Below are 21,363 nucleotides of genomic sequence, written 5' to 3'. Positions count from 1 at the left end.
AATTTTAATATATGTTATTTAGGAGGTGTTCCCTATGAACGGTCGTTCGTTTACGTTCGCTTTATTCGTGCTTATTATTGGGTTAGCAATATTCGGTCTCGTATCATCTGCAATTACAGATCCATACGGAATGGTTAAAAACATTGTCATCATGTTACTTGTTGTTGGTGTCTTTTATTTATTATATAAAATGTTTACAAGTTCCAGCGGTTCCGCCAATTCGCAAAACTCTTATAAGCGTGCTGCGAAACAATCGAACCGAAAATACGGAAAACAAAACGTAGCACCCCTAAGCAATTCTTTATTAAAACGAAATGCTTCTGATGACAAAGTTAAGAAAGGCAATTCATCATTGTTAAAAAGGAAACGAAAACAATCTCATTTAACCGTGATTGAAGGTAAAAAAAATAAAAAGAAAGACCGCGCTTCCTTTTAGGAAATGCGGTCTTTCTTTTATTTATGCTCCCTCACATATTGAAGTACTTCTGTTAAGCTTTTTTCTTTCATACTTCCTAAGCGAAGATGGTGATTTTCAAACTGCAAAGCCTTTGTAACTTCATTTGGAACAACGACACATTTTAATCCTGCCGCAATCGCTGCTTTCAATCCATTTACTGAATCCTCAAACACAACAGCTTCTGAAGAATCAATTTTCAGTTCTTCAATAGCCGCTTTATACAGTGCTGGATCTGGTTTTACTTTCTCCACATCTTCTTTCGTTTTAATTACTTCAAAATACTCCCGAATCCCTAAATCTTCTAAAAACCCAATAACCCATTCTCTTGAAGAACTAGAAGCTAAACCAATTTTTACTCCAAGACCTTTTGCTTCTTCTAAGTATTCTTTCACACCATCACGAGCTACTGGTATTTTCATTTTCTCTTGATGTAAAGCCGAAACTTTTTCTTTTAGCAAGTTCTTATTAAATTGCTCTTTCAATTGTTGTTCAATATATGTATAAAGCACTTCATCTGTTGTTCCAATACATTTTGCAAACTCTTCTAGAGATAAATCTCCACCATATTCGCGAATTACTTCCTGAAAAGCTTGGAACCAAATTGTTTCTGTATCTACAATTAATCCATCAAAGTCAAAAATAATTGCTTTCATTCCGATCCCGCCTTTTACAAAACAATTTTTCACATCTCTATACATTCAACTTAAATAAAGTAAATTCCTCTTCTAAACAAAAAAGGAAACGCCTCTCGTTCCCTTTACTTCCCCTGCTCTTCATTTGCTTTTTGAACACCGCGAAGTGTTTCAATTCGAAGTTCATCTTGCTCAAAATATTGTACTAAATCACCAATGCGGTCAATAGCTTCCCAACTTAAATGATGCTCAATTCCTTCTACATCATTATAAATCTTACTTTCATCCACACCGATGATACGCATAAATTGTTCTAGTAACTCATGACGATATACAAGACGCTCCCCGATTTTTTTCCCTTTTGATGTTAATACAAGCCCTCTATATTTTTCATAAATTAGATACTCATCTTTATCTAACTTTTGTACCATTTTCGTTACAGAGGATGGATGTACACTAAGCGCTTCAGCAATATCAGATACGCGGGCATATCCCTTTTCATCAATTAACAAATAAATTTGTTCAATATAATCTTCCATACTAGGGGTAGGCATCGGCTTCCTCCATCCAATTTTATTTTGTGTTTTCCGCACTAAGCAATCAATAAAATGATACACCAGAAAGGTTATCATGACAAGGGTGGAAACAGACCAAAAGCTATGAAACATAAAAAGAATCTGCATGTATATACAGATTCTTTTATGTGAAATATTGAATTTCAGCATTCGGAAAATATTCGTAACTATATCTTCTTATCGTTTCCTCTAACCTCACTGCATCATCTTTCTGATATACATATTTTCCGATGCCATATCGTCCCCATTTATATTTTCGTTTCTCCTCATCCATTTCGAGTTTCGTATTGGGATAACGTTGTTGTATTACCTTTTTCGCTGGCTTAGTAAAGCGATGTTGAATCAATTCGAATGATAAATTTAGTAGGGTTAAATCTTTTAACGCATCAAAAAGTCGTCCAAATAATTCACGATACCCGTCTTCCCAACCTTCATGCATATAAATTGGAGCAACAATAAAACCAAGTGGGAAATTTGCTCCCGCTACTTTACGGGCTGCTTCAATTCGATCCTCAAATGGTGTGGTACCCGGTTCAAAATAAACAAGCTTTGGCATAAATGGCTTCATATGATCCCCTCCCTCATTTTAGTATGAGCAAACGCACGCTGACAGCGCTGTTTAAAACTTTCCACTTTAGTAACTTGTGTTGCAAGTTACCGAATGTTATAATTCAGATAACAACTACCTTGCACAACAAGTTACTTGAAGGCGGTGACGCAATTGCATAGTCAAATGTTAAAAGGTGTGCTCGAAGGATGTATTTTATATATCATTTCGCAAGAAGAAGTGTATGGATATGAACTGAGTACGAAATTAAACCAACATGGCTTTACATTCGTAAGTGAAGGTAGTATCTATCCTCTTTTGCTACGAATGCAAAAAGAAAAACTCATTGCTGGTACATTAAAAGCTTCTAGCCTTGGGCCAAAGCGAAAATATTATCATGTAACCGATAAAGGGTTCGAACAGCTAGAAGAGTTTAAGAAGAGCTGGGGGATGGTTTCGACAACGGTAAATAATTTATTGCAGGGAGAGTGAGATTGATGAAAGCGAAAGATTTAATTGAGCTGAATAATAAAAAACGCAAACTTCTAACCCCCGAAAATGAAGCTATCTATGGAGATATGCTCATATATTTGCGGTTTACTAGTATTCCACAGGAGCAAATGGAGGAGCTATTATTAGAAATACTAGATCACCTTTTAGAAGCTCAAAAAAATAGTAAAAATGCCTATGATATTTTTGGAGAGGATTTAAAAGCATATTGCGATGAATTAATTAATTCCTCTGAGCACCAAACTACTTTCGAAAAAGGTGCAGTTATTGGCTTTGCAGTTAGTTTATTGTTAGCTATCCAATTTGGATATGATACATTTACGCATGTATTTTTTAATCATGCAAATAAACCAGGGATTCCATTTAGTATCCTAGGAACAATATTGTCAGCTATTATTTTAACCACTGGTACTTTTTTAACTTTTTCCGTATTAAGACGATATTCTTTCACAATGTTAGCGTCTTGGAAGCAAAAAATTATGCTCATATTATCAGCTTGCATACCATTTGGATTATCAGTGTTTTCAGATATTTATTTTAAAACAAAACCTTATTTATCCTATAACTTAACAGTTTGGCAAGGTGCTCTTATTACAATTTCCTTTTACATTTTATACAAAATTTTATATAAAACCTCTAGATTTTAACAGCCTTCAAAAAGGCTGTTTTTCTTCTGTCTAATTTTACAAATTGAAAAATTTCATAAAGAAAAAAAGAAAAATGCAAAATAATTAAAGTTAATTGTTGACGTGATGCTTTTATTATCGGTATCATATTTCTTCGTGAGCAATTATTTTTCGTTATACGATTTTTTTATTATTAATGAATTTTTGAGAGGGGAAATTTGATGTCACTTAAGAAAAAAACGCAAGTACGCACCGGCAAAATGGTACGTGAACTAATGTTAGCAGACGAAGATGTAAATGCTTCGCTAATTATGGTATATAGTGAAAACGGTGTAAATGCAGAAATTAAAATCGAGGGCTTAACGCCAAAATGTAACGAAGAATTATTTTTGAGCGGGAACGTAGATTGGAACAAAAGTGTGATTTATAAAATTGTCGATTTCACTGGAAACGCTGAAGTTGGTAAAGTTACATTAACCGCAATGAACAAAAACAATGTTTCCCTAGAAATCGAACGCGTTATGTGGAGCAAAGAGAATAAAGAAGCAGCTGAACAGGAAGTGGCACCTGTAGAAACTGCTCCCAAAAAAGAAGTAGTGGTAGAAAAAGTACCTAAAGTAGTCACAGCTGCTCCAAAGCCTGTTACACGTGCTGAAGAACCCGTTGTAATCCCTAAACCTACTCCAGCACCAGCGCCAAAGCCAATACGTTCAGAGACAGTTGTAGCGGCACCTACTTCAGCACCTGTAAAGAAAGAAGTACCCACTCCGGTTGCAAAGCAAGAAACGGTTTCGGCTATGCCTACAAAACCAAAACAAGCGGCTCCAGCCGAAGCGAATTCAAAACTACAAGAAAATTATGTGAAGCTTGTGAAGAAAACAATTGAAGTATGTCAAGATTATGAGCTTGGCATCGATATAGATGATTCCATTGAAAACTTAAAAGAAGAATTACAAAGCCAAGGAATTAGCGTTACTTTTGATAAAGAGATTATGGATGTTGTAAATCGTCTTCGTTCTTTACAAGACAAAGGAATCAAAGTAGAAAAAGTACTGAATTTACTATAAAAATAAGGAGAGGGCAAATGCCCTCTCCTTATTTTTTATAATTCCACTCATCACTTTCGTACTTTTCTTTTGCCAATGTTTGCACTTCCTTAAGCTGTTCTTCCGTTAGTTCATACGGAACTAGCTCCACATCTAAGCCTTTTTCAAATCCAACTTGGAAGGCTTCAATCAACTGTTCGATTGTAAACGTTCGATCTGTTAATTCATTGATTGCAACGGCCTTAGAAGAAAACATGCTCTTCATACGCTCTTTCACTCGCTCATTTGGGAATAAGAATAAATCATACAGCTCATCTAAATCGATTTCTAGCGGAATAGATCCATGCTGCAGGATAACACCTTTTTGTCGTGTCTGTGCACTTCCAGCAATCTTTCGGCCTTCTACAACAATTTCATACCAAGATGGAGCATCGAAACATACGCCTGAGCGTGGATTTTTTAAATTCTCACGGTCTGCTTCCGTTTTTGGAACCGCATAGTAAGCTTCTAATCCTAACGCCTTAAACCCGTCTAATAACCCTTGCGAAATTACTCGGTATGCTTCCGTAACTGTTTTCGGCATATTCGGATGATCCTCAGAAACGATAACACTGTACGTTAATTCCTTATCATGCAATACACCCCTACCACCTGTTTGACGGCGAACAAAACCATATTTCTTTTCATTTACTACATCCATATTGATATCTTTTTCTACACGTTGAAAATACCCTACTGTTAATGTTGGCACTTCCCATTCATAAAAACGAATCGTCGGCGGCATTTTCTTTTCACTTTGCCAATTTAATAAACATTCATCTAACGCCATATTAAATGCTGGTGAACATTGACCAGAGTTAATATAACACCATTTTTCTTTTCCCATCCTGCACCTCATATAACCAATTATTTTTCACAATCTCTAGTCTAACAAATTCGACAAAATTTGTGAAAGAATACGAAATTTCTCCTCCTCACCGAACGAACCTGTTGCATAAATACATATGGGCATTATAATATTGAAAGTAGGATAAGAAAAAAGGGAGCGATAGAATCGTGTCAACAAACTTGATTATTATACTAGCCGTAATCGTAGGAATCATCGGCTACTCTGTATGGATGTTTTTCTATCAGAAAAAATTAATTAAAACACTTTCAGAAGAAGAATTTCGCGCTGGCTACCGTAAGGCACAGCTTATCGATATTCGTGAAGCAGATGAATTTAACGCGGGGCATATTTTAGGTGCTCGTAACATTCCATTATCACAAATCCGTATGCGTTACAAAGAGCTACGTAAAGACCAACCTGTCTATTTATACTGCCAAAGCGGATTCCGTACAGGACGTGCAGCTCAATATCTAAAAAAACAAGGTTACAAAGATTTCTACCAACTACAAGGTGGATTTAAATCTTGGACAGGCAAAATTAAAAAGAAATAATATTTTAAAGAACTAGCATGATTCATCCGCTAGTTCTTTTCTTCCATGTTGTTCGCAATATATAGTAAGTTCTTTTTTACTACTTCTCCATCTTGTACTTCTGTATTTCGATACAACAACTGATATTCCAGCCCTTTCTCTTTCCATATAAGCGTTGCAAATTCTTCCCCATGCTCGCCCTCATCCCTATTTTTAAAATAGGCAGCTGAACCATTATCCAATCTCATTTTTTCATGAAATCGATTTTGTTCTACAATATAAGGAAAACTGTAAGAAAAATTAGCAACTGTTAATTCTACATAATCTTTTTTTTCTGTTTCCTTTTGCTTATATTTAATCGTTAAGACAGCGTTCTTCTTCCCAATTGCTCTTACTTCCCCTTTTATATCATTCGTAATGTCATACGGTAAAAACGTTGGAACTTTAACTGATTTTGGAAAATAATTAGAAACATCTTTTAATAAGATAGGACCAGATACGCGATCTGTAGCCCCTCCTGTGCTTTCCACAAAATTTTTCTCTTCATTTATCGTTTGTTGAAACGAACATGAGCTAAGTAACACACTAGAAAACACGAAACAAATGAGCCCTTTTTTCAATTTGTTTCCGCCCTTTCATACCGCTCCCTTTACGAACAAAGCGTTAGTATGTTGTTCATATTCGCTTCGCTTGTTCATTCTCCCTTTGGAAACTTTCCTCGTTTATCTCACACATTTTGACACAGCATTTCTATTTAGACAAAAAAAGACTTTCTGCTACTCTTACGCCCAAAATAAAAAGGTTACGCGAATAACAGAAGGTCCTTTTATAACATAGATTGTGAAAAGCTTTTCAGGTCAAGCATTTTTCAGTATTTTTTCCATTCTTATCTATTTGCCTATATAATGAACGAAGAGGTGATACATATGGCGAATATAAAACAAATTGCGAAAACCGCTGGGGTATCTATAACGACGGTTTCACGCGTGCTAAATGACCATCCCTACGTCAGCGATGAAAAACGAAAACGCGTTTTAGATGCGGTTGAAGAACTAAATTATGCAAAAAATATAAATGCAATTCATTTAATAACAGGAAAAACATTGACGGTCGGTGTTATGCTTCCTTTTATTAATTTACCCTACTTTAGTACAATTATTGAAGGGATTGGAAATGAAGCATTAGCTGCTGGCTATCAGATTAACCTATGCCAAACGAACTATGATAGTAAAGAAGAAATTCGTGTTCTAGAGATGATGAAAATGAAACAATTTGATGGCATGATTATTTGCTCACGTGCAAGCTCGTGGGAACAAATTGAACCATTTGCAAAATTCGCTCCTATCATCTCATGTGAAAAGATGGAGCATCCCCTCGTTTCATCTGTTTATGTTAATCATTATGAAGGGTTTCGCATTGGTACAGAATATTTATTGCGTAAAGGTCATGAGAAGATTGGTTTTTGTTTAGCAAGGCAAAATAGCATAAATACAAAGCAGCGTGAAAAAGCCTTTTCCGATGCTCTTCATACTGCCCAAAAAAGAGTACAACCAGATTGGATGTTTTACCAATGTTACAATATGCAAGATGGTGCAAAAGTTCTGCACAGTATTTTAAACATGAAAGAGCGCCCAACTGCTATTTTTGCTGCTAATGATCAAGTGGCCGCTGGTTTAACAACTGAAGCAAGAAAACACGGCCTACGTGTACCAGAAGATCTCGCCATTCTTGGCTTTGATAACCATGAAATTTCAACAGCATTAGAGATTACAACAATTGAACATCCTGGTTTAACAATGGGTACTCGAGCCTTTTCTTTATTTCATAAGCAAATACAGGCCGAACAAATTATAGGTAGCTCAGAGGAACTCCCTTTCCATTTAATTGAACGAAAAACTGTGTAAAGAGTGCCAATTCAGGTACTCTTTTTAAATCATTTGACTCATTGACTTTATGTTTATTCTCTTTTATAATGAACCTAACGAACGGTAGGTAGGGGATGAAAATGACAGCAAACCGCATTAAAGCTGTAGCACTTTCTCATTTCGCACGCTATGGCTACGAAGGGACTTCGTTAGCAAATATTGCACAGGAAGTCGGGATTAAAAAACCATCGATTTACGCACACTTTAAGGGAAAAGAAGAATTATACTTCATCTGCTTAGAAGCTGCACTTCAAAAAGATTTACAATGCTTTACAGACGATATAAAAAAATTTTCAAAGTCATCTACTGAAGCATTACTTGTAAACTTGTTAAAAGGTTACGCAAAGCGATTTGGTGAAAGTGAAGAATCGATGTTTTGGTTACGCACTTCCTATTTTCCGCCTGATGCATTTCGCGAACAAATTATTGAAAAATCAAATGCTCACATTGAAAACATCAGAGAACTTTTATTTCCTGTATTCAAACGAGCAAATGAACAAGGTGAACTGCATAACCTTGAAATACAAGACGCTTTAGAGGCTTATTTATGCTTACTTGACGGTCTAATGGTTGAACTATTGTACGCAGGCTTAAATCGCTTTGAGACCCGTTTAAGTGCTTCTTGGAAAGTGTTTTGGCGAGGGCTTTCACAATGACGGATTGCAAATAGCAATGCGTCGTTTTTCAGCCCTTCACCTAACGACTGGTAGGAAGGAGAAATAATATATGGCATGGATTTATGTAATTTTAGCTGGCATCATTGAAATTTTTTGGGTGATTGGACTAAAGCACGCAACTACTCCACTTGAATGGGTTGGTGTTGCTCTTATAATCGCAATTAGTTTCGTCCTATTATTTAAAGCTTATAAGGATCTACCTGTTGGAACTGTATATGCAGTCTTTACAGGAATCGGAGCCGGTGGAATCGTTCTTACAGAAATCTTTATTTTCGGAGAACCATTTTCAATTGTAAAAATCTTATTTATTGGTTTAATCTTCTTTGGCGTTATTGGATTAAAACGAGTAACAGGTAAACAAGAAGAGAAGGAGGCTGCATAAAATGGCATGGGTATTTTTAATTATTGCTGGTATTTGTGAAATTGTTGGTGTACTGTTTATGAAAGTAGCCACTGAAAAGAAAGGCTGGGCACCTAAGCTTATTTTAATCGCTAACTTTGCCGTAAGCTTCTTCTTCTTATCACTTGCAATGAACTCATTACCAATGGGAACAGCTTATGCAATTTGGACTGGAATTGGAACTGCTGGAAGTGCGCTTCTAGGTATTCTTATCTTCCGTGAATCAGCTGATTGGCGTCGCCTTGCCTTTTTAAGCTGCATTTTATGCGGTGCAGTTGGCTTAAAATTAATGAGTTAACATGAGGTGAATGTCATGTGGAAAGAAAAAGGGAAACAAATTGTAACTGGAATTATAATTGGAATTGTGCTCCTACTACAAATGAGCTTTCATTTTATCGAATGGTTATTCCATAAAGGAATTTCTATTCTTACATTCCTTCCCAACATGGCACTTGAAGTTGTATCCATTGTTTGGTCAATTATCGCTTCCATCATGATTATTATCATTTGGAGTATCGCTAAACTTTGGAATAAAATAACCAAAAAAGACAGTTCTTCTGAAAAGAAGTAACTGTCTTTTTTATACTTAATGATTCGCGTTGCTTGGCAACCTAAAGAAATTGGATGCAATAAGACATAGTATTCCAAGAATAAAAACGCCAGTCCCAATACCCTTATTCGAGTTTTTAAATAAGTTAATATCCGAGTAAAAATTAAGCATCATAAGACCTAAAGAGAACAAAATCAATCCAATTCCAATTAATATTCTTCCTATTGGCGTCCGTTTTCTCATCATTACATCTCCCCCTAATTTCTTTAAAATCTAATAATATTTCCAATCCAACCGGACATAATATCAACAAGGAGCTGATTATATGCAAAATTCCATACATAAACATATCCTATTGTTATTTTTCTTATTTCTTTTCTTTGTTATATGTTTCAGCCTTATATTACATGCACCAAAAGAGATGCCGAGCACCGTTTCTGTTTATAAGTTACTCCTGTGTTATTTTCCCTATTGAAAAAGGTGTCTTGTGATGAGGCACCTTTTTCCCTGTTATATGTCCATTCGCTCATATAATTTCACACAAGCCAACATTGAGAAAACCAACATGCAAGTTGCCCCCATGCATAAGAACCCACTATGTAAATTCAATTGCTCTATATTTACTTTAAAGAAAACTTCTAAAATAAATATAGGTGCGATTAATAGAAAACAAGCTATCATAAACGTTTTCTGATAACCTAGCAGAAAGTAAATTGATAAAATTAAACTAAAAACAATAAAACCGAGGCTCATACTAGTTACAACCGTTGTTTCTACAAAATCCACTGTCTCATTTCTTAACTGAATACCTACTGTAAAGTAAGCAATGATAACACTGGTCATTAAAATAATCAGCAATGCGCTCTAAGTCTGTTGTAATATGTGTCGAGAATAATACCGATACTTCTTCTTCCATCACAATTTCTTGCAATATATCAAGTAGTTCACTACGGACAACCGGATCTAAACCTGATGTTGGTTCATCCATAATGATGCGTTCTGCATGATGCGATAACGCCATCGCAATCGCAAATTTCATTTTCATCCCTTTTGATAACTGCTTAATCTTTTTGTTTTTCGGAACTTGTAATCTCTCCATATACGATTGATATTGCGCTTCATCCCAGTTTATATATAAAGGTGCAATAATCTTCTTCATTTGTTCACATGTTAACTCTTCGTAGTAATGATTTTCATCATACACAAATCCAATATATTGCTTAATGCCTTTTTCTGCTTTTGCATTATCCTTACTGAAGATCGTAATATCCCCACTATTTTTCTTTACTAAATTCATAATCATTTTAATGGTCGTACTTTTTCCTGCACCATTTGGCCCAACAAATCCCATAATATATCCACGCTGCAATGTAAAACTTATATTTTTCACTGAAAAATCTTTATAATTTTTACAAACGTTTTTTAACTCTAACATGTCACTTATTCCCCCTTATATAGAAACGTAATCATCTGTTGCAACTCTTCCAGTGAAAGCTGCAAAAATTTACTTTCCTGGACAATCTCTTCTGCTTTACTTTCTAGTAAACGCAATCGTTGTTCCTTTATAAGCTCATTATTTTGTACGGAGACATATGTTACTTTCCCTGCAACCGTTTCAATGTACCTTTCCTTTTCAAGCTCCTCGTACGCACGTTTCGTCGTAATCGCACTAATCTGCAGTTCTTTCGCTAAACTACGGATAGACGGCAATTGATCTCCCCCCTTAAGACCTCCATTTAAAATAAGCTGCCTCAATTTCTTACTAATCTGCTCATAAATAGGGTCTGGGGAAGAATTTGAAATAATAATATTCATGTTTTCCTCCACTGTGTATATACACAGTTCCCTATTTTTAGCAAGAAAAAAAGACCAACATTTTCCTGTTGGTCTCCCATATATGTATCACTTCTCAAAGCGATCTAACATTTCATCTCTCATCCCAAAACTAACAACCGCAATTCCTACATACATAAAAATAAGAAATGCTGGATGCACTGCGTTGTACCAGCTGCTATCAACAATTAAATATACCGTTAATGCTACAACAAGTACAAATGCCAAAATAAACATATAAAAGTGTCTTGTACTACCCATGATAAACTCCTCTCTTCTCACTTCACCATTCAACAGTATATTTTATCGAATAATTCGATATGACTCAAGGCTAACTTTCTTTTATGTAATCAAGTTCTACCTTTACAATGTCATCACAAGCTATTGAAATAATTGTTCCTTGTTTATCAATCGCTGTCACTTCTGCGTTATCCATTACACGATGTGCTACACGCTCTAACATTTTTCCATAATCTCGATAACAAAATTCCTTTATATCTTTAATTTTTTTACCGTTTTCTAAATGATACACCATCCTATAACACTTATAGCCCATTCCTTCACCCCAAATTGTTCGTTTTTTCACATATACGTAAAAATGAGTTATTCTCCTCATTACACCTTCTTAATTTCAATAAAATTCTAACAAAAATACACAATTTTATCAAACCGACTTTTTCAACAAAAAAGCTTAAAAAACAACTTTCTTCCACACTGTTACATAAAATACAAAAATTCTTTACATTATTTTCATAATTTCTGCACAATTTCTCCACAAAAAAAGAACCCGCATATAGCGAGTTCTTTTCATTTTACATTTACTCAAACTTGTACAGGAGCTGGCTTTTGATAACGTAAAATCGGTTTACGTGCAGCCATTGTTTCGTCTAGACGTTTAATTACCGTCGTATGTGGTGCTTCTTGTACAACTTCTGGATTTTCTTCTGCTTCTTTTGCGATTTGAATCATCTTATCGATGAAACCGTCTAATGTTTCTTTTGACTCTGTTTCTGTTGGTTCAATCATAATACATTCTTCCACATTTAATGGGAAGTAAATTGTTGGTGGATGGTAACCAAAATCAAGCAGACGTTTTGCGATGTCTAGTGTACGTACACCAAGTTTCTTTTGACGGCGACCTGATAATACAAATTCATGCTTACAATGTCTATCAAATGGAAGATCATAGAACGGCGCTAATCTTCTCATCATATAGTTTGCATTTAATACAGCATATTCTGTTACTGCACGTAGTCCATCTGGCCCCATAGAACGAATATACGTATAAGCACGAACGTTGATACCAAAGTTTCCATAGAATGGTTTCACGCGTCCAATTGCTTGTGGACGATCGTAGTTAAAGTGATAACCATTTTCTGTTTTCTCTAAAATTGGTTTTGGTAAAAATGGAATTAAATCAGCTTTTACACCTACTGGACCAGAACCTGGGCCACCGCCGCCATGCGGACCTGTAAATGTTTTATGAAGATTTAAATGCACAACATCAAATCCCATATCTCCAGGACGTGCTTGACTTAATACCGCATTTAAGTTTGCACCATCATAATACAATTTACCGCCTGCATTATGAACGATTTCTGCCATCTCTAAAATATTCTCTTCAAATAAACCAAGTGTATTTGGATTTGTTAACATAAGTGCTGCTGTTTCTTCGTTCACAACACGTTTTAAATCTTCTAAGTCAACAAGACCGTGTTCATTTGATTTTACTGTAATTGTTTCAAAACCTGCTACTGTTGCAGATGCTGGGTTTGTTCCGTGCGCAGAGTCAGGAACGATAACTTTTGTACGGTTATAATCACCGTTTGCTTCATGATATGCACGGATTAACATTAATCCTGTCCATTCCCCATGTGCACCAGCTGCTGGTTGAAGTGTTACAGTATCCATACCTGTAATTTCGATTAAATGTTCTTGTAAGTCGTACATTAATTCCATTGCACCTTGCACTGTTTTTTCATCTTGAAGCGGATGAATGTGTGCAAAGCCTGGGAAACGAGCCACGTTTTCGTTGATTTTTGGATTGTACTTCATCGTACAAGATCCTAATGGATAAAATCCAGAATCAACGCCGTGGTTACGGTTTGAAAGTGCTGTGTAATGGCGCATAATATCAAGTTCAGATACTTCTGGAAGCTCTGCATCTTCAGTACGGATATAATCGCTCTCAAACACATCTTCTAATTTCACTTCTTCTACATCTAATTGGGGTAAGCTATATCCTACGCGTCCTTCTCTACTCATTTCAAAAATAAGTGCTTGATCTTGGTTCTTCATTGGATAGCCCCCATTTCTTTTACAAGTGTGTCAATTTCTTCTTTTGTACGAAGTTCTGTTACCGCTAGAAGCATATGATTTGTTAATTCTTTATAATCACGGCCTAAGTCGTAACCACCGATAATATTCTTTTGTACTAATGCATCATTTACTTCTTGTACTGGACGTTTGCAATCTACAACAAATTCATTGAAGAATGGTCCAGCAAATGTTACTGTAAATCCTTTTTCCTCAAATTGGCGTTTTGCATATTGCGCTTTAGAAATGTTTTGACGTGCCATTTCTTTCACACCTTGTCTTCCAAGTGCTGTCATTGCAACAGACGCTGCTAATGCATTTAACGCTTGGTTTGAACAAATGTTAGATGTCGCTTTGTCACGACGAATATGTTGTTCACGAGCTTGCAATGTTAATACGAAGCCACGTTTGCCGTCTGAATCCACAGTTTGTCCGACAAGACGTCCTGGGATTTTACGCATAAATGCTTTCGTTGTTGCAAAATAACCGCAGTGTGGTCCACCAAACTGTGTTGGGATACCAAATGGTTGTGCATCACCAATTACAATATCAGCACCAAATTTACCTGGTGGTGTTAAAGCGCCTAATGATAATGGGTTTGAAGAAACGATAAATAATGACTTTTGCTGATGAACAATTTTCTCAATATCAGCTAATCTTTCCACCTGTCCAAAGAAGTTTGGATATTGAACGATTACGCAAGCGACTGTATCATCTACTTCACTTTGTAATACATCTAAATCTGTTACACCATCTTTATGATCAATTTCAACAACTTCAAGATGTTGACCTTTTGCATATGTTTCAAGTACTGCTCTTGATTCTGGATGAACTGCTTTAGAAACAAGAATTTTCTTTTTGCGCGTATGACCAGCTGCTAACATTGCCGCTTCTGCTAACGCTGTACCTCCGTCATACATAGAGGAGTTTGCTACATCCATTCCAGTTAATTCACAAATCATTGTTTGGAATTCAAAAATCGCTTGTAATTCCCCTTGTGAAATTTCTGGTTGGTATGGCGTATAAGCTGTATAAAATTCTGAACGAGAAATAACATGATCAACAATTACTGGAGCGTGATGATCGTATACACCTGCTCCTAAGAAAGAAGCGTATTCTTTTAAGTTAGCATTTTTACGAGCCATATCAGACAGTTCTTTTAAAAGCTCTGGTTCTGACTTTGCTTGTTTAATCTTTAAATCCCCTTTGAAACGAACACTTTCTGGAATATCAGAAAATAATTCATCGATCGTTTGAACGCCGATCGTTTGTAACATTTCTTTTTTGTCTTCTTCTGTCATTGGAAGATAACGATGCAACATGAAATCTACCCCTCTCCCCGTTACTTTGAACGTTTGTAAAATGGTGTTGGAACGACTACTGCTTTAACGCGTTTATTACGAATCTCAATTTCTACTTCTGTATCAACTGCTGCGTATTTTACATCAACTAATGCTAAACCAATGCTTTTCTTTAACGTTGGAGATTGTGTACCACTTGTAACTTCCCCGATTTTTTCTTCGCCTACATATACAGGATAATGCGTACGAGGAATACCGCGTTCAATTACTTCGATGCCGACTAATTTACGAGGTGCACCGTTTTCTTTGTATTCTTTTAATGTTTCTTTTCCAAAGAAATCTGCCTCTTTATTTGTTTTTACTGCAAAACCAATTCCAGCTTCAATTGGTGTAATATCTTTTGATAGTTCTTGACCATAAAGTGGAAGTGTCGCTTCAAAACGAAGTGTGTCACGTGCTCCCAAACCACATGGTTTTAAGCCGTCTTCTGCTCCAGCTTCAAGAAGTTTCTCCCAAAGTTTTGGAGCATCTTCACTCTTGCAGTAAATTTCAAATCCGTCTTCACCTGTGTAACCTGTACGAGATACAAGTGCAGGAGTTCCATCTACAAGAACATCATTTTTAAATTTAAAGAACTTAATTTCTTTTAAATCTTCTGACACAACTTTTTGTAAAATGCCTTCTGCTTTTGGACCTTGAATTGCAAGTTGTGCAATTTCACTAGAAACATTGACTACTTTCGTATTGCCAATGACATGACTTGCTAACCACTCGTAATCTTTTTCGATATTCGATGCGTTGATTACTAATAAGTAGTCTTCTTCACCACGTTTGTAGATTAATAAATCATCTACTGTACCACCATTTTCGTAACACATTGCTGTATATTGTGCGCCTCCTACCTTTAAGGTAGAAACGTCATTTGTAACAACACGTTGTAAAAATGCCAAACTATCTGTACCTGTTACTTCTACTTCCCCCATGTGAGACACATCAAACAGGCCTGCAGCTGTACGAACAGCTTCATGTTCTTCTTTAATGCTTGAAAATTGAACTGGTAATTCCCAACCACCAAAGTCGATTGTTTTTCCACCATACTTCGCGTATACATCAAATAGCGGTGTACGTTGTAATGTAATCATGTTCTTTCCCCCTTATGCTGTCTATGACAAATCAATAAAAGTTGGCTTCCCGTATCTAAACATTTTTCATTCAGAAAAGATGGGATATACGGAATCTCAATGTATTTTTTTATGAAAGCGTAAATAAAAAAGTACTTTCTTGGATAAAATACGAAAGATTCCACACATTTCACACCATTATCCTAACATTTTTCGATCTATTTCATCAATATTCTAGCATAAAAAATAATTTAGAATTTTTTATTCTTATACTTACAAAAACAACTTCACCTTAAAATGTTAGAAATTAGGATTTTTGGTGAGGGATGTAACAATAAGCGTTTTAGTTTACAGAAGGTGGGAGAGTTTCAATGAATGTCGATATTTCCGTAGATCGGACATGGCAAAATAATTTCTTAAAACGAATTGATGAAGATGGCCCTTGGACAAATTGGGAACTATATGATTTAGCCTATAAAACAGAAGAATCATTGCTTGTCCCTACATTTGATGGTTTGCAAGCCCCTAAACATTTATCCCATTTCACACCGCTTCCTCATCAATTAGAAGTAGCACAAACTGTTATTGAACAAATGAATGGAAAAGCGATACTGGCAGATGAAGTTGGACTTGGAAAAACCATTGAAGCAGGTCTTATTTTAAAAGAGTACATGGTGCGCGGTCTTGTAAAAAAAGTACTTATACTCGTTCCAGCCTCCCTCGTTTCACAGTGGGCATATGAACTGAACACAAAGTTTTTTATTCCTGCTGTTGCCCAGAGAAAAAGCTATTCGTGGGAACAAGCTGACGTTATCGTTTCATCCATTGATACAGCGAAGCGTTCACCGCATCGTGACATCGTTTTAAACTTGGAATACGATCTCATCATTATTGATGAGGCACACAAACTTAAAAATAATAAAACAAAAAACTATGAATTTGCACAACGTCTTAAAAAGAAGTTTTGTTTATTACTAACTGCAACACCTGTCCAAAACAAAATTGATGAAATCTTTAATCTCGTTTCCTTATTAAAACCAGGACATTTAGGCAATCAGTCTAACTTCGAAGAATATTATGCATCGAAAAATCGCTCAGCAGAGTCAGATGAAGATTTAAAAGCACTCATTAATAAAGTGATGGTAAGAAATCGGCGAAATGGTACAGGTATCGAATGGCCGAAAAGGCACGTTCGGACAATATTTGTTGATTTTAATGAGGAAGAGCAGGCTCTATACAATGCGATTGAAAATTGGAAAGGACAAGACGCTTTTACCTCTGCCTTTTCATCATTAACTTTGAAACGAGAAGTATGTAGCAGCCGTGAAGCAGTTTATTATTCACTCAAAAAGCATGTAGAAAAAAGACAAAAAGAAAATGAGAATTATATACCAGACCCATATATCGATGTTTTAATGGATAAAATCAATCATATTCCTTTTAATACAAAAGCAAACCAAGCACTGGAGCTTATAAAAGAAATTGATGATAAAGTCGTCATTTTTACAGAATATAGAGCCACGCAAATGTATTTACAATGGTTTTTAAAACAGCACGGTATTTCATCAGTCCCTTTTCGTGGTGGGTTTAAACGAGGGAAAAAAGATTGGATGAAAGAGCTCTTCCAAAATCATGCGCAAGTGTTAATTGCAACCGAAGCTGGCGGTGAAGGGATTAACTTACAATTTTGTAGCCATATGATTAACTATGATTTACCATGGAATCCAATGCGGCTTGAACAGCGAATTGGACGTATCCATAGGCTTGGCCAAAAAAATGATGTTCATATTTATAACTTAGCAACGAAACATACAGTTGAAGAACATATTTTGAAACTTCTATATGAAAAAATCAATTTATTTGAGCGAGTCATCGGTGAACTTGATGAGATTTTAACAAGAATTAATATGAAAAATATCGATGCACATATTCAAGAGATTTTCGCAGGATCAAAGAGCGAAGGAGAGATTCGAATTAAGATGGAAAATTTAACATCTATCATCGACTTTGCGAAGAGAAACGAAGCTGAGGTGCAAGGCTATGCAGCAACATGAAATTCATAATTACTTATGGAATTTTTTCCAAGCAAATGACTGTGAAATTTTGGGGCGTTCCCCGCATCTACTAGATGTACAATTAACAATTGAAATGGATAAACTATTGATGAATCGCCCTTTTTATTGGCACTACCTTGAGAAAACGGGTGGCATCCCAAATCCGATGCAACTTACTCTCATTACGGATCCAGAGAATGATGAAGAAGAAGGTGAGCTTATTCACTATGGCTCTCCTCGTCTGCATCAAATCTTCCAAACAACAAAAGAACTGGGATCCTACATACGTTTATTCGAAGAAGTAAATTCAAGTGGTACAACTCATATACCACTTCATCCATGGCTTGGCGTCAATGTAAAAGTATGTTATCAATGTGATCGAAAGAAAGATATGCTTCATTCCATCGGGATTCATCTTATTTCTGGAACAATGATTACAAATTTTCATGAAACACTAGCGAAAATTCGGCTCACGCCAAAAATACCAGATTTCAGTTTTACACTTACTCCCATTATTAAGCCGCAAAGTGGATTACAGCGGATAGAAGATGCATTAAAAAATCTCATTGCAGCAGATGATCATACATGGGCTGAAGAAGCACGTGTACGCTGGAATCATGATTTAGCGCTTCTAAATCGATTTTACGAAGAAAGCGAGGAACTTCCCGAAAGCTACGACATAGAAAAACAAGCATTACAAGAGCAATATGAACCGCGTATTACAATGCAAATTATAAATGGTGGGCTCTTTTATGTAACCGCTAACCATTTTTTTTCATAAGAAAAGCCCCTTCATATGAGAAGGAGCTTTTCTTATATTTTTCCATTATACTTTCGACCATCGTTATGTTCTTGTTGTTTCTTTTCTGTCATTCGCTTTTGATATTCTCTATCTTTTGCACTCACATGGTTTGCATCTGTTGGAAGATTTTTCTTCGAACGCCCTACACCATTACTCATCTTTTTCACTCCTTGCTCTTTTAAATTCCTCCTTATTTTCAGCTATAGAAGCATTCCTTATTCATTAAAATAAGAGAAGCTTTTCGCTCCTCTTATTCCTTCACATATTTCTGAAACATATCGTGTAAGCCTTGATTTACAAGATGAGAGATCTGTTCGTCAGATTTATGTGGATAACGATCACGCAACCTGATAGATGCTTTCACCATTAAATTTTCTAATACAGAACGGCCACCTGCTCCATAAATAATTTCAGCATATTCTACAAGCCTTCCGTCCTCTAATGTTGCTGGATTATGATTGAAGAAAAATTTACTCATTGTCTCCACCTCTCTTTTTTGATAACGTTTACATTTATATAGATTATTTATGTTATTTATTTCACAATATTGTATGCATGTATAGATGATTAGTTTCATTATAAAACAACATGACGATAGGAATAATGTATTTTTTCGTCAATTTTGTGAACAAATTTTTAAAAAATGAAAGCGTTTTAATTATTATATAATAAAAAAGATTACCACGCTAGGGGCAATCTTTTTTATTTCTACTAAACTATAACTTACGCTTCGTTTGCTTCGTTTAGTACACGCTCAAGACGTTTGCGAAGCATTGGCATACCGCTGCCGCCTGCTTGGAAATGACGAAGTTTTCCTTCTTTATCAAATACGTAGTAAGCAGGAACATATTTATTTTCAAATGTATCTGTGATCGCATGTTTACTATCAACTAAAATTGGTTGAATGATATCGTGGCTTTCTGCCATTTTTTCAATTACTGCTAAGTCTAAATCTTCTTCTGAGCGAGGCATATGAACTGCTACAACGTTTAAGCGATCATCATACTCATCACGTAATTCATTTACTTCTGGCATTGCTTCTTTACATAAGTAACAGCTTACAGACCAAAAGTGAATTAATGTTGGCTTATCTCCAATTAAATCTTCACGCGTTACTGCGTCGTTTAAAATTTCTGTTGCACCTTCTAATGATGGCATTTGTTCACGTAATTTCATTCTATCTATTCCTCCTACGACTTATAAATTATAGAGTTTCTTGTCCTGGTTTCCAATTTGCTGGGCAAAGGCCGCCTGTTTGCAATGCTTGTAATACACGTAATACTTCGTCTACTTCACGTCCAATATTGTTATGGTGTACAACTTGGTACATTAATTCGCCTTCTGGACTAATGATGAATAATCCACGTAGTGCGATTCCTTCATCTTCTAATAACACGCCGTATTCGCTTGATACAACATGGTTTGTATCAGCTGCTAATGGGTAACGTAAGTCGCCTAAACCATTCTTTGTACGATCTGTGTTAATCCATGCTAAATGTGTGTGTACTGTATCTGTAGAAACACCGATTACTTCCGCATCTAAATCTTCGAACTCATCGTAGCGATCAGATAGTGCAATGATTTCTGTTGGACAAACGAAGGTGAAGTCCATTGGATAGAAATATAATACTGTCCATTTATCATTTTTCATGTTTTCTTCTAAACTAACATTTTTAAATTCTTTATTTGGCATTACTGCACTCATTTCGAAACGTGGTGCTTGTTTCCCTACTAAACGTTTTGTCATATCTATATTCATCCTCCTGAAGCTAATTGAGATTAATTTCTAATTTGTAATGATTACAATTTGTATTATATACAAGTTATCAAATTAAAGTCAACACTAAATTAAAATAATTTTAATTTGATTACAATTATCAATTAATCTTGTACAATATTCAGAAATTGTATTGTAAAATATATCTATAACTAAGGAGGCACAAAATGAATCAAAATAAGAAAGCTATATTCGATATTGTATTTTATCTCGTCTTCCCTTTTCTCATTTGGAAATTTGCAAAAACGCATATTGATCCTTATTATGCAATGCTTATTTCCTCAGTACCGGGAATTCTTTATACACTGTACTGCTTTAAGAAAGAAAAGCAGTTCAACGTTACAGGGTTCTTTATTCTTATTACCCTTATTGCTAACACGACAGTAGACTTACTATCTGGTTCTGCTGAGAGAATGCTATGGAATGATGCATATTATCATATCGTACTCGGATGCATTGTCATCTGTACAATCTTTATTAAAAAACCACTCATGTTATATTTCGCAGCTGATATCGCAGCCTTGCAAGGACATGACCGAGATAAGAGCCGCACTCTTTACCGTGACAAACGCATATATCCAGCCTTGCAATATTTAACACTATTTTTTGGTCTCCAATTCATTTTAAAAAGCTTTTTAAAAATCTATTTCATTTCTGTTTTTGGTGTAGAAGGATATGGTGAAATGAGAGCAATCATGACCGCTGTTGGCTGGGGAATTTCCATATGTATTGGGATAGGATTTGTATGGGTTAATAATAAAATACACTCAGTAACTGAACAGAAAGAATCTACAC

29 protein-coding genes and 2 pseudogenes are annotated in these 21,363 nt (G+C 35.7%); 13 read left to right on the top strand and 18 right to left on the bottom strand.

Annotated elements, in window-relative coordinates:
- The first annotated feature begins 34 nt into the window (after positions 1-34).
- Complete coding sequence (locus BPMYX0001_RS17805; protein ID WP_006095934.1) at positions 35-436, top strand: SA1362 family protein; 402 nt, start codon at positions 35-37, stop codon at positions 434-436.
- Positions 437-453: 17 nt separating this feature from the next.
- On the opposite strand, the gene BPMYX0001_RS17800 is transcribed toward BPMYX0001_RS17805, so the two are convergent.
- The 3 genes and pseudogenes from BPMYX0001_RS17800 to BPMYX0001_RS17790 form a co-directional block, all read right to left on the bottom strand.
- Complete coding sequence (locus BPMYX0001_RS17800) at positions 454-1,110, bottom strand: HAD family hydrolase (protein ID WP_033797069.1); 657 nt, start codon at positions 1,108-1,110, stop codon at positions 454-456.
- 104 nt (positions 1,111-1,214) lie between these two features.
- Entirely contained in the window at positions 1,215-1,643 is a 429-nt protein-coding gene (gene mntR / locus BPMYX0001_RS17795) for a transcriptional regulator MntR (RefSeq protein WP_016116280.1), read from the bottom strand.
- A 145-nt stretch (positions 1,644-1,788) separates the two neighbouring features.
- Positions 1,789-2,202 (bottom strand): annotated as a pseudogene (locus BPMYX0001_RS17790) (spore photoproduct lyase family protein); the annotation flags it as partial.
- A 183-nt stretch (positions 2,203-2,385) separates the two neighbouring features.
- On the opposite strand from BPMYX0001_RS17790, the gene BPMYX0001_RS17785 reads away from it, so the two are divergent.
- From BPMYX0001_RS17785 to BPMYX0001_RS17775, 3 genes are all read left to right on the top strand, one after another.
- Entirely contained in the window at positions 2,386-2,703 is a 318-nt protein-coding gene (locus tag BPMYX0001_RS17785; RefSeq protein WP_016132003.1) for a PadR family transcriptional regulator, read from the top strand.
- Positions 2,704-2,708: 5 nt separating this feature from the next.
- The gene (locus BPMYX0001_RS17780; RefSeq protein ID WP_006095933.1) at positions 2,709-3,368 is read left to right on the top strand and encodes a hypothetical protein; all 660 of its coding nucleotides are present in this window, start codon (positions 2,709-2,711) and stop codon (positions 3,366-3,368) included.
- 200 nt (positions 3,369-3,568) lie between these two features.
- Positions 3,569-4,414 (top strand): hypothetical protein, encoded by an 846-nt coding sequence (locus BPMYX0001_RS17775; RefSeq protein WP_006095932.1) that lies wholly within the window; start codon positions 3,569-3,571, stop codon positions 4,412-4,414.
- 28 nt (positions 4,415-4,442) lie between these two features.
- Here the strand turns inward: BPMYX0001_RS17775 and BPMYX0001_RS17770 are convergent, their stop codons facing one another.
- Positions 4,443-5,279 carry a lipoate--protein ligase family protein gene (locus BPMYX0001_RS17770; protein ID WP_003200303.1) on the bottom strand — a complete coding sequence of 279 codons (837 nt, stop codon included), beginning with the start codon at positions 5,277-5,279 and terminating at the stop codon, positions 4,443-4,445.
- A 170-nt stretch (positions 5,280-5,449) separates the two neighbouring features.
- On the opposite strand from BPMYX0001_RS17770, the gene BPMYX0001_RS17765 reads away from it, so the two are divergent.
- Positions 5,450-5,833, top strand: a complete 384-nt coding sequence (locus BPMYX0001_RS17765; RefSeq protein ID WP_003200301.1) for a rhodanese-like domain-containing protein — start codon at positions 5,450-5,452, stop codon at positions 5,831-5,833.
- Positions 5,834-5,862: 29 nt separating this feature from the next.
- Here BPMYX0001_RS17765 and BPMYX0001_RS17760 read toward each other — a convergent pair whose 3' ends face one another.
- A complete protein-coding gene (locus BPMYX0001_RS17760; protein WP_050774441.1) occupies positions 5,863-6,408 on the bottom strand; it encodes a hypothetical protein in 546 nt (181 codons plus the stop codon).
- Positions 6,409-6,738: 330 nt separating this feature from the next.
- Here BPMYX0001_RS17760 and BPMYX0001_RS17755 point away from each other — a divergent pair, with 330 nt between their 5' ends.
- From BPMYX0001_RS17755 to BPMYX0001_RS17735, 5 genes are all read left to right on the top strand, one after another.
- Positions 6,739-7,716, top strand: a complete 978-nt coding sequence (locus BPMYX0001_RS17755; RefSeq protein ID WP_033799095.1) for a LacI family DNA-binding transcriptional regulator — start codon at positions 6,739-6,741, stop codon at positions 7,714-7,716.
- A 95-nt stretch (positions 7,717-7,811) separates the two neighbouring features.
- Positions 7,812-8,393, top strand: a complete 582-nt coding sequence (locus BPMYX0001_RS17750) for a TetR/AcrR family transcriptional regulator (protein WP_006095929.1) — start codon at positions 7,812-7,814, stop codon at positions 8,391-8,393.
- A 70-nt stretch (positions 8,394-8,463) separates the two neighbouring features.
- The gene (locus tag BPMYX0001_RS17745) at positions 8,464-8,796 is read left to right on the top strand and encodes a DMT family transporter (RefSeq protein WP_003200294.1); all 333 of its coding nucleotides are present in this window, start codon (positions 8,464-8,466) and stop codon (positions 8,794-8,796) included.
- Position 8,797: 1 nt separating this feature from the next.
- Complete coding sequence (locus BPMYX0001_RS17740; RefSeq protein ID WP_003200292.1) at positions 8,798-9,112, top strand: DMT family transporter; 315 nt, start codon at positions 8,798-8,800, stop codon at positions 9,110-9,112.
- 15 nt (positions 9,113-9,127) lie between these two features.
- Entirely contained in the window at positions 9,128-9,385 is a 258-nt protein-coding gene (locus BPMYX0001_RS17735) for a DUF3975 family protein (RefSeq protein ID WP_003200291.1), read from the top strand.
- Between the two features lie 15 nt (positions 9,386-9,400).
- Here BPMYX0001_RS17735 and BPMYX0001_RS17730 read toward each other — a convergent pair whose 3' ends face one another.
- From BPMYX0001_RS17730 to gcvT, 9 genes and pseudogenes are all read right to left on the bottom strand, one after another.
- Positions 9,401-9,610 carry a hypothetical protein gene (locus BPMYX0001_RS17730; protein ID WP_016132008.1) on the bottom strand — a complete coding sequence of 70 codons (210 nt, stop codon included), beginning with the start codon at positions 9,608-9,610 and terminating at the stop codon, positions 9,401-9,403.
- A 264-nt stretch (positions 9,611-9,874) separates the two neighbouring features.
- Positions 9,875-10,207, bottom strand: coding sequence for a hypothetical protein (locus BPMYX0001_RS35140; protein WP_255261513.1), 333 nt, complete (start codon positions 10,205-10,207; stop codon positions 9,875-9,877).
- Between the two features lie 4 nt (positions 10,208-10,211).
- Positions 10,212-10,799: pseudogene (locus tag BPMYX0001_RS17725) on the bottom strand (ABC transporter ATP-binding protein); the annotation flags it as partial.
- Positions 10,800-10,804: 5 nt separating this feature from the next.
- Complete coding sequence (locus BPMYX0001_RS17720) at positions 10,805-11,179, bottom strand: GntR family transcriptional regulator (RefSeq protein WP_033799094.1); 375 nt, start codon at positions 11,177-11,179, stop codon at positions 10,805-10,807.
- Positions 11,180-11,266: 87 nt separating this feature from the next.
- Positions 11,267-11,458 (bottom strand): hypothetical protein, encoded by a 192-nt coding sequence (locus BPMYX0001_RS17715; protein WP_016116299.1) that lies wholly within the window; start codon positions 11,456-11,458, stop codon positions 11,267-11,269.
- Positions 11,459-11,528: 70 nt separating this feature from the next.
- Positions 11,529-11,753: a DUF3929 family protein gene (locus tag BPMYX0001_RS17710; protein ID WP_026008568.1), complete on the bottom strand. Its 225-nt coding sequence runs from the start codon at positions 11,751-11,753 to the stop codon at positions 11,529-11,531.
- 266 nt (positions 11,754-12,019) lie between these two features.
- A complete protein-coding gene (gene gcvPB / locus BPMYX0001_RS17705; protein ID WP_018765808.1) occupies positions 12,020-13,495 on the bottom strand; it encodes an aminomethyl-transferring glycine dehydrogenase subunit 2 in 1,476 nt (491 codons plus the stop codon).
- Positions 13,492-14,835 (bottom strand): aminomethyl-transferring glycine dehydrogenase subunit 1, encoded by a 1,344-nt coding sequence (gene gcvPA, locus BPMYX0001_RS17700; RefSeq protein WP_006095925.1) that lies wholly within the window; start codon positions 14,833-14,835, stop codon positions 13,492-13,494. Before gcvPA ends, gcvPB begins: the two co-directional genes overlap by 4 nt.
- Positions 14,836-14,855: 20 nt before the next feature.
- On the bottom strand, positions 14,856-15,956 hold the full coding sequence (gene gcvT / locus BPMYX0001_RS17695) for a glycine cleavage system aminomethyltransferase GcvT (protein WP_003200273.1): 1,101 nt from the start codon (positions 15,954-15,956) through the stop codon (positions 14,856-14,858).
- Positions 15,957-16,306: 350 nt separating this feature from the next.
- Here gcvT and BPMYX0001_RS17690 point away from each other — a divergent pair, with 350 nt between their 5' ends.
- Both BPMYX0001_RS17690 and BPMYX0001_RS17685 read left to right on the top strand, forming a co-directional pair.
- Positions 16,307-17,989, top strand: coding sequence for a DEAD/DEAH box helicase (locus BPMYX0001_RS17690; protein ID WP_003200271.1), 1,683 nt, complete (start codon positions 16,307-16,309; stop codon positions 17,987-17,989).
- Entirely contained in the window at positions 17,976-18,770 is a 795-nt protein-coding gene (locus BPMYX0001_RS17685; protein WP_018765810.1) for a YqhG family protein, read from the top strand. Before BPMYX0001_RS17690 ends, BPMYX0001_RS17685 begins: the two co-directional genes overlap by 14 nt.
- A 32-nt stretch (positions 18,771-18,802) precedes the next feature.
- Here the strand turns inward: BPMYX0001_RS17685 and BPMYX0001_RS33215 are convergent, their stop codons facing one another.
- The 4 genes from BPMYX0001_RS33215 to BPMYX0001_RS17670 form a co-directional block, all read right to left on the bottom strand.
- A complete protein-coding gene (locus BPMYX0001_RS33215; protein WP_016116306.1) occupies positions 18,803-18,949 on the bottom strand; it encodes a hypothetical protein in 147 nt (48 codons plus the stop codon).
- A 92-nt stretch (positions 18,950-19,041) separates the two neighbouring features.
- On the bottom strand, positions 19,042-19,269 hold the full coding sequence (locus BPMYX0001_RS17680; RefSeq protein WP_003200265.1) for a hypothetical protein: 228 nt from the start codon (positions 19,267-19,269) through the stop codon (positions 19,042-19,044).
- Between the two features lie 245 nt (positions 19,270-19,514).
- The gene (locus BPMYX0001_RS17675; protein ID WP_006095924.1) at positions 19,515-19,967 is read right to left on the bottom strand and encodes a TlpA disulfide reductase family protein; all 453 of its coding nucleotides are present in this window, start codon (positions 19,965-19,967) and stop codon (positions 19,515-19,517) included.
- Positions 19,968-19,995: 28 nt separating this feature from the next.
- The gene (locus tag BPMYX0001_RS17670) at positions 19,996-20,538 is read right to left on the bottom strand and encodes a peroxiredoxin (protein ID WP_016116309.1); all 543 of its coding nucleotides are present in this window, start codon (positions 20,536-20,538) and stop codon (positions 19,996-19,998) included.
- A 197-nt stretch (positions 20,539-20,735) separates the two neighbouring features.
- Between BPMYX0001_RS17670 and BPMYX0001_RS17665 the strand changes: the two genes are divergently transcribed.
- Positions 20,736-21,363, top strand: a 628-nt coding sequence (locus BPMYX0001_RS17665) for a VC0807 family protein (protein WP_081449589.1), incomplete at its 3' end; no start/stop codon positions are given.

Source organism: Bacillus pseudomycoides DSM 12442 (genome assembly GCF_000161455.1).
Classification (GTDB): Bacteria; Bacillota; Bacilli; order Bacillales; family Bacillaceae_G; genus Bacillus_A; species Bacillus_A pseudomycoides.
Note: the sequence above shows the minus strand (reverse complement) of the source record. Positions and strands in the feature narration are given on the sequence as shown.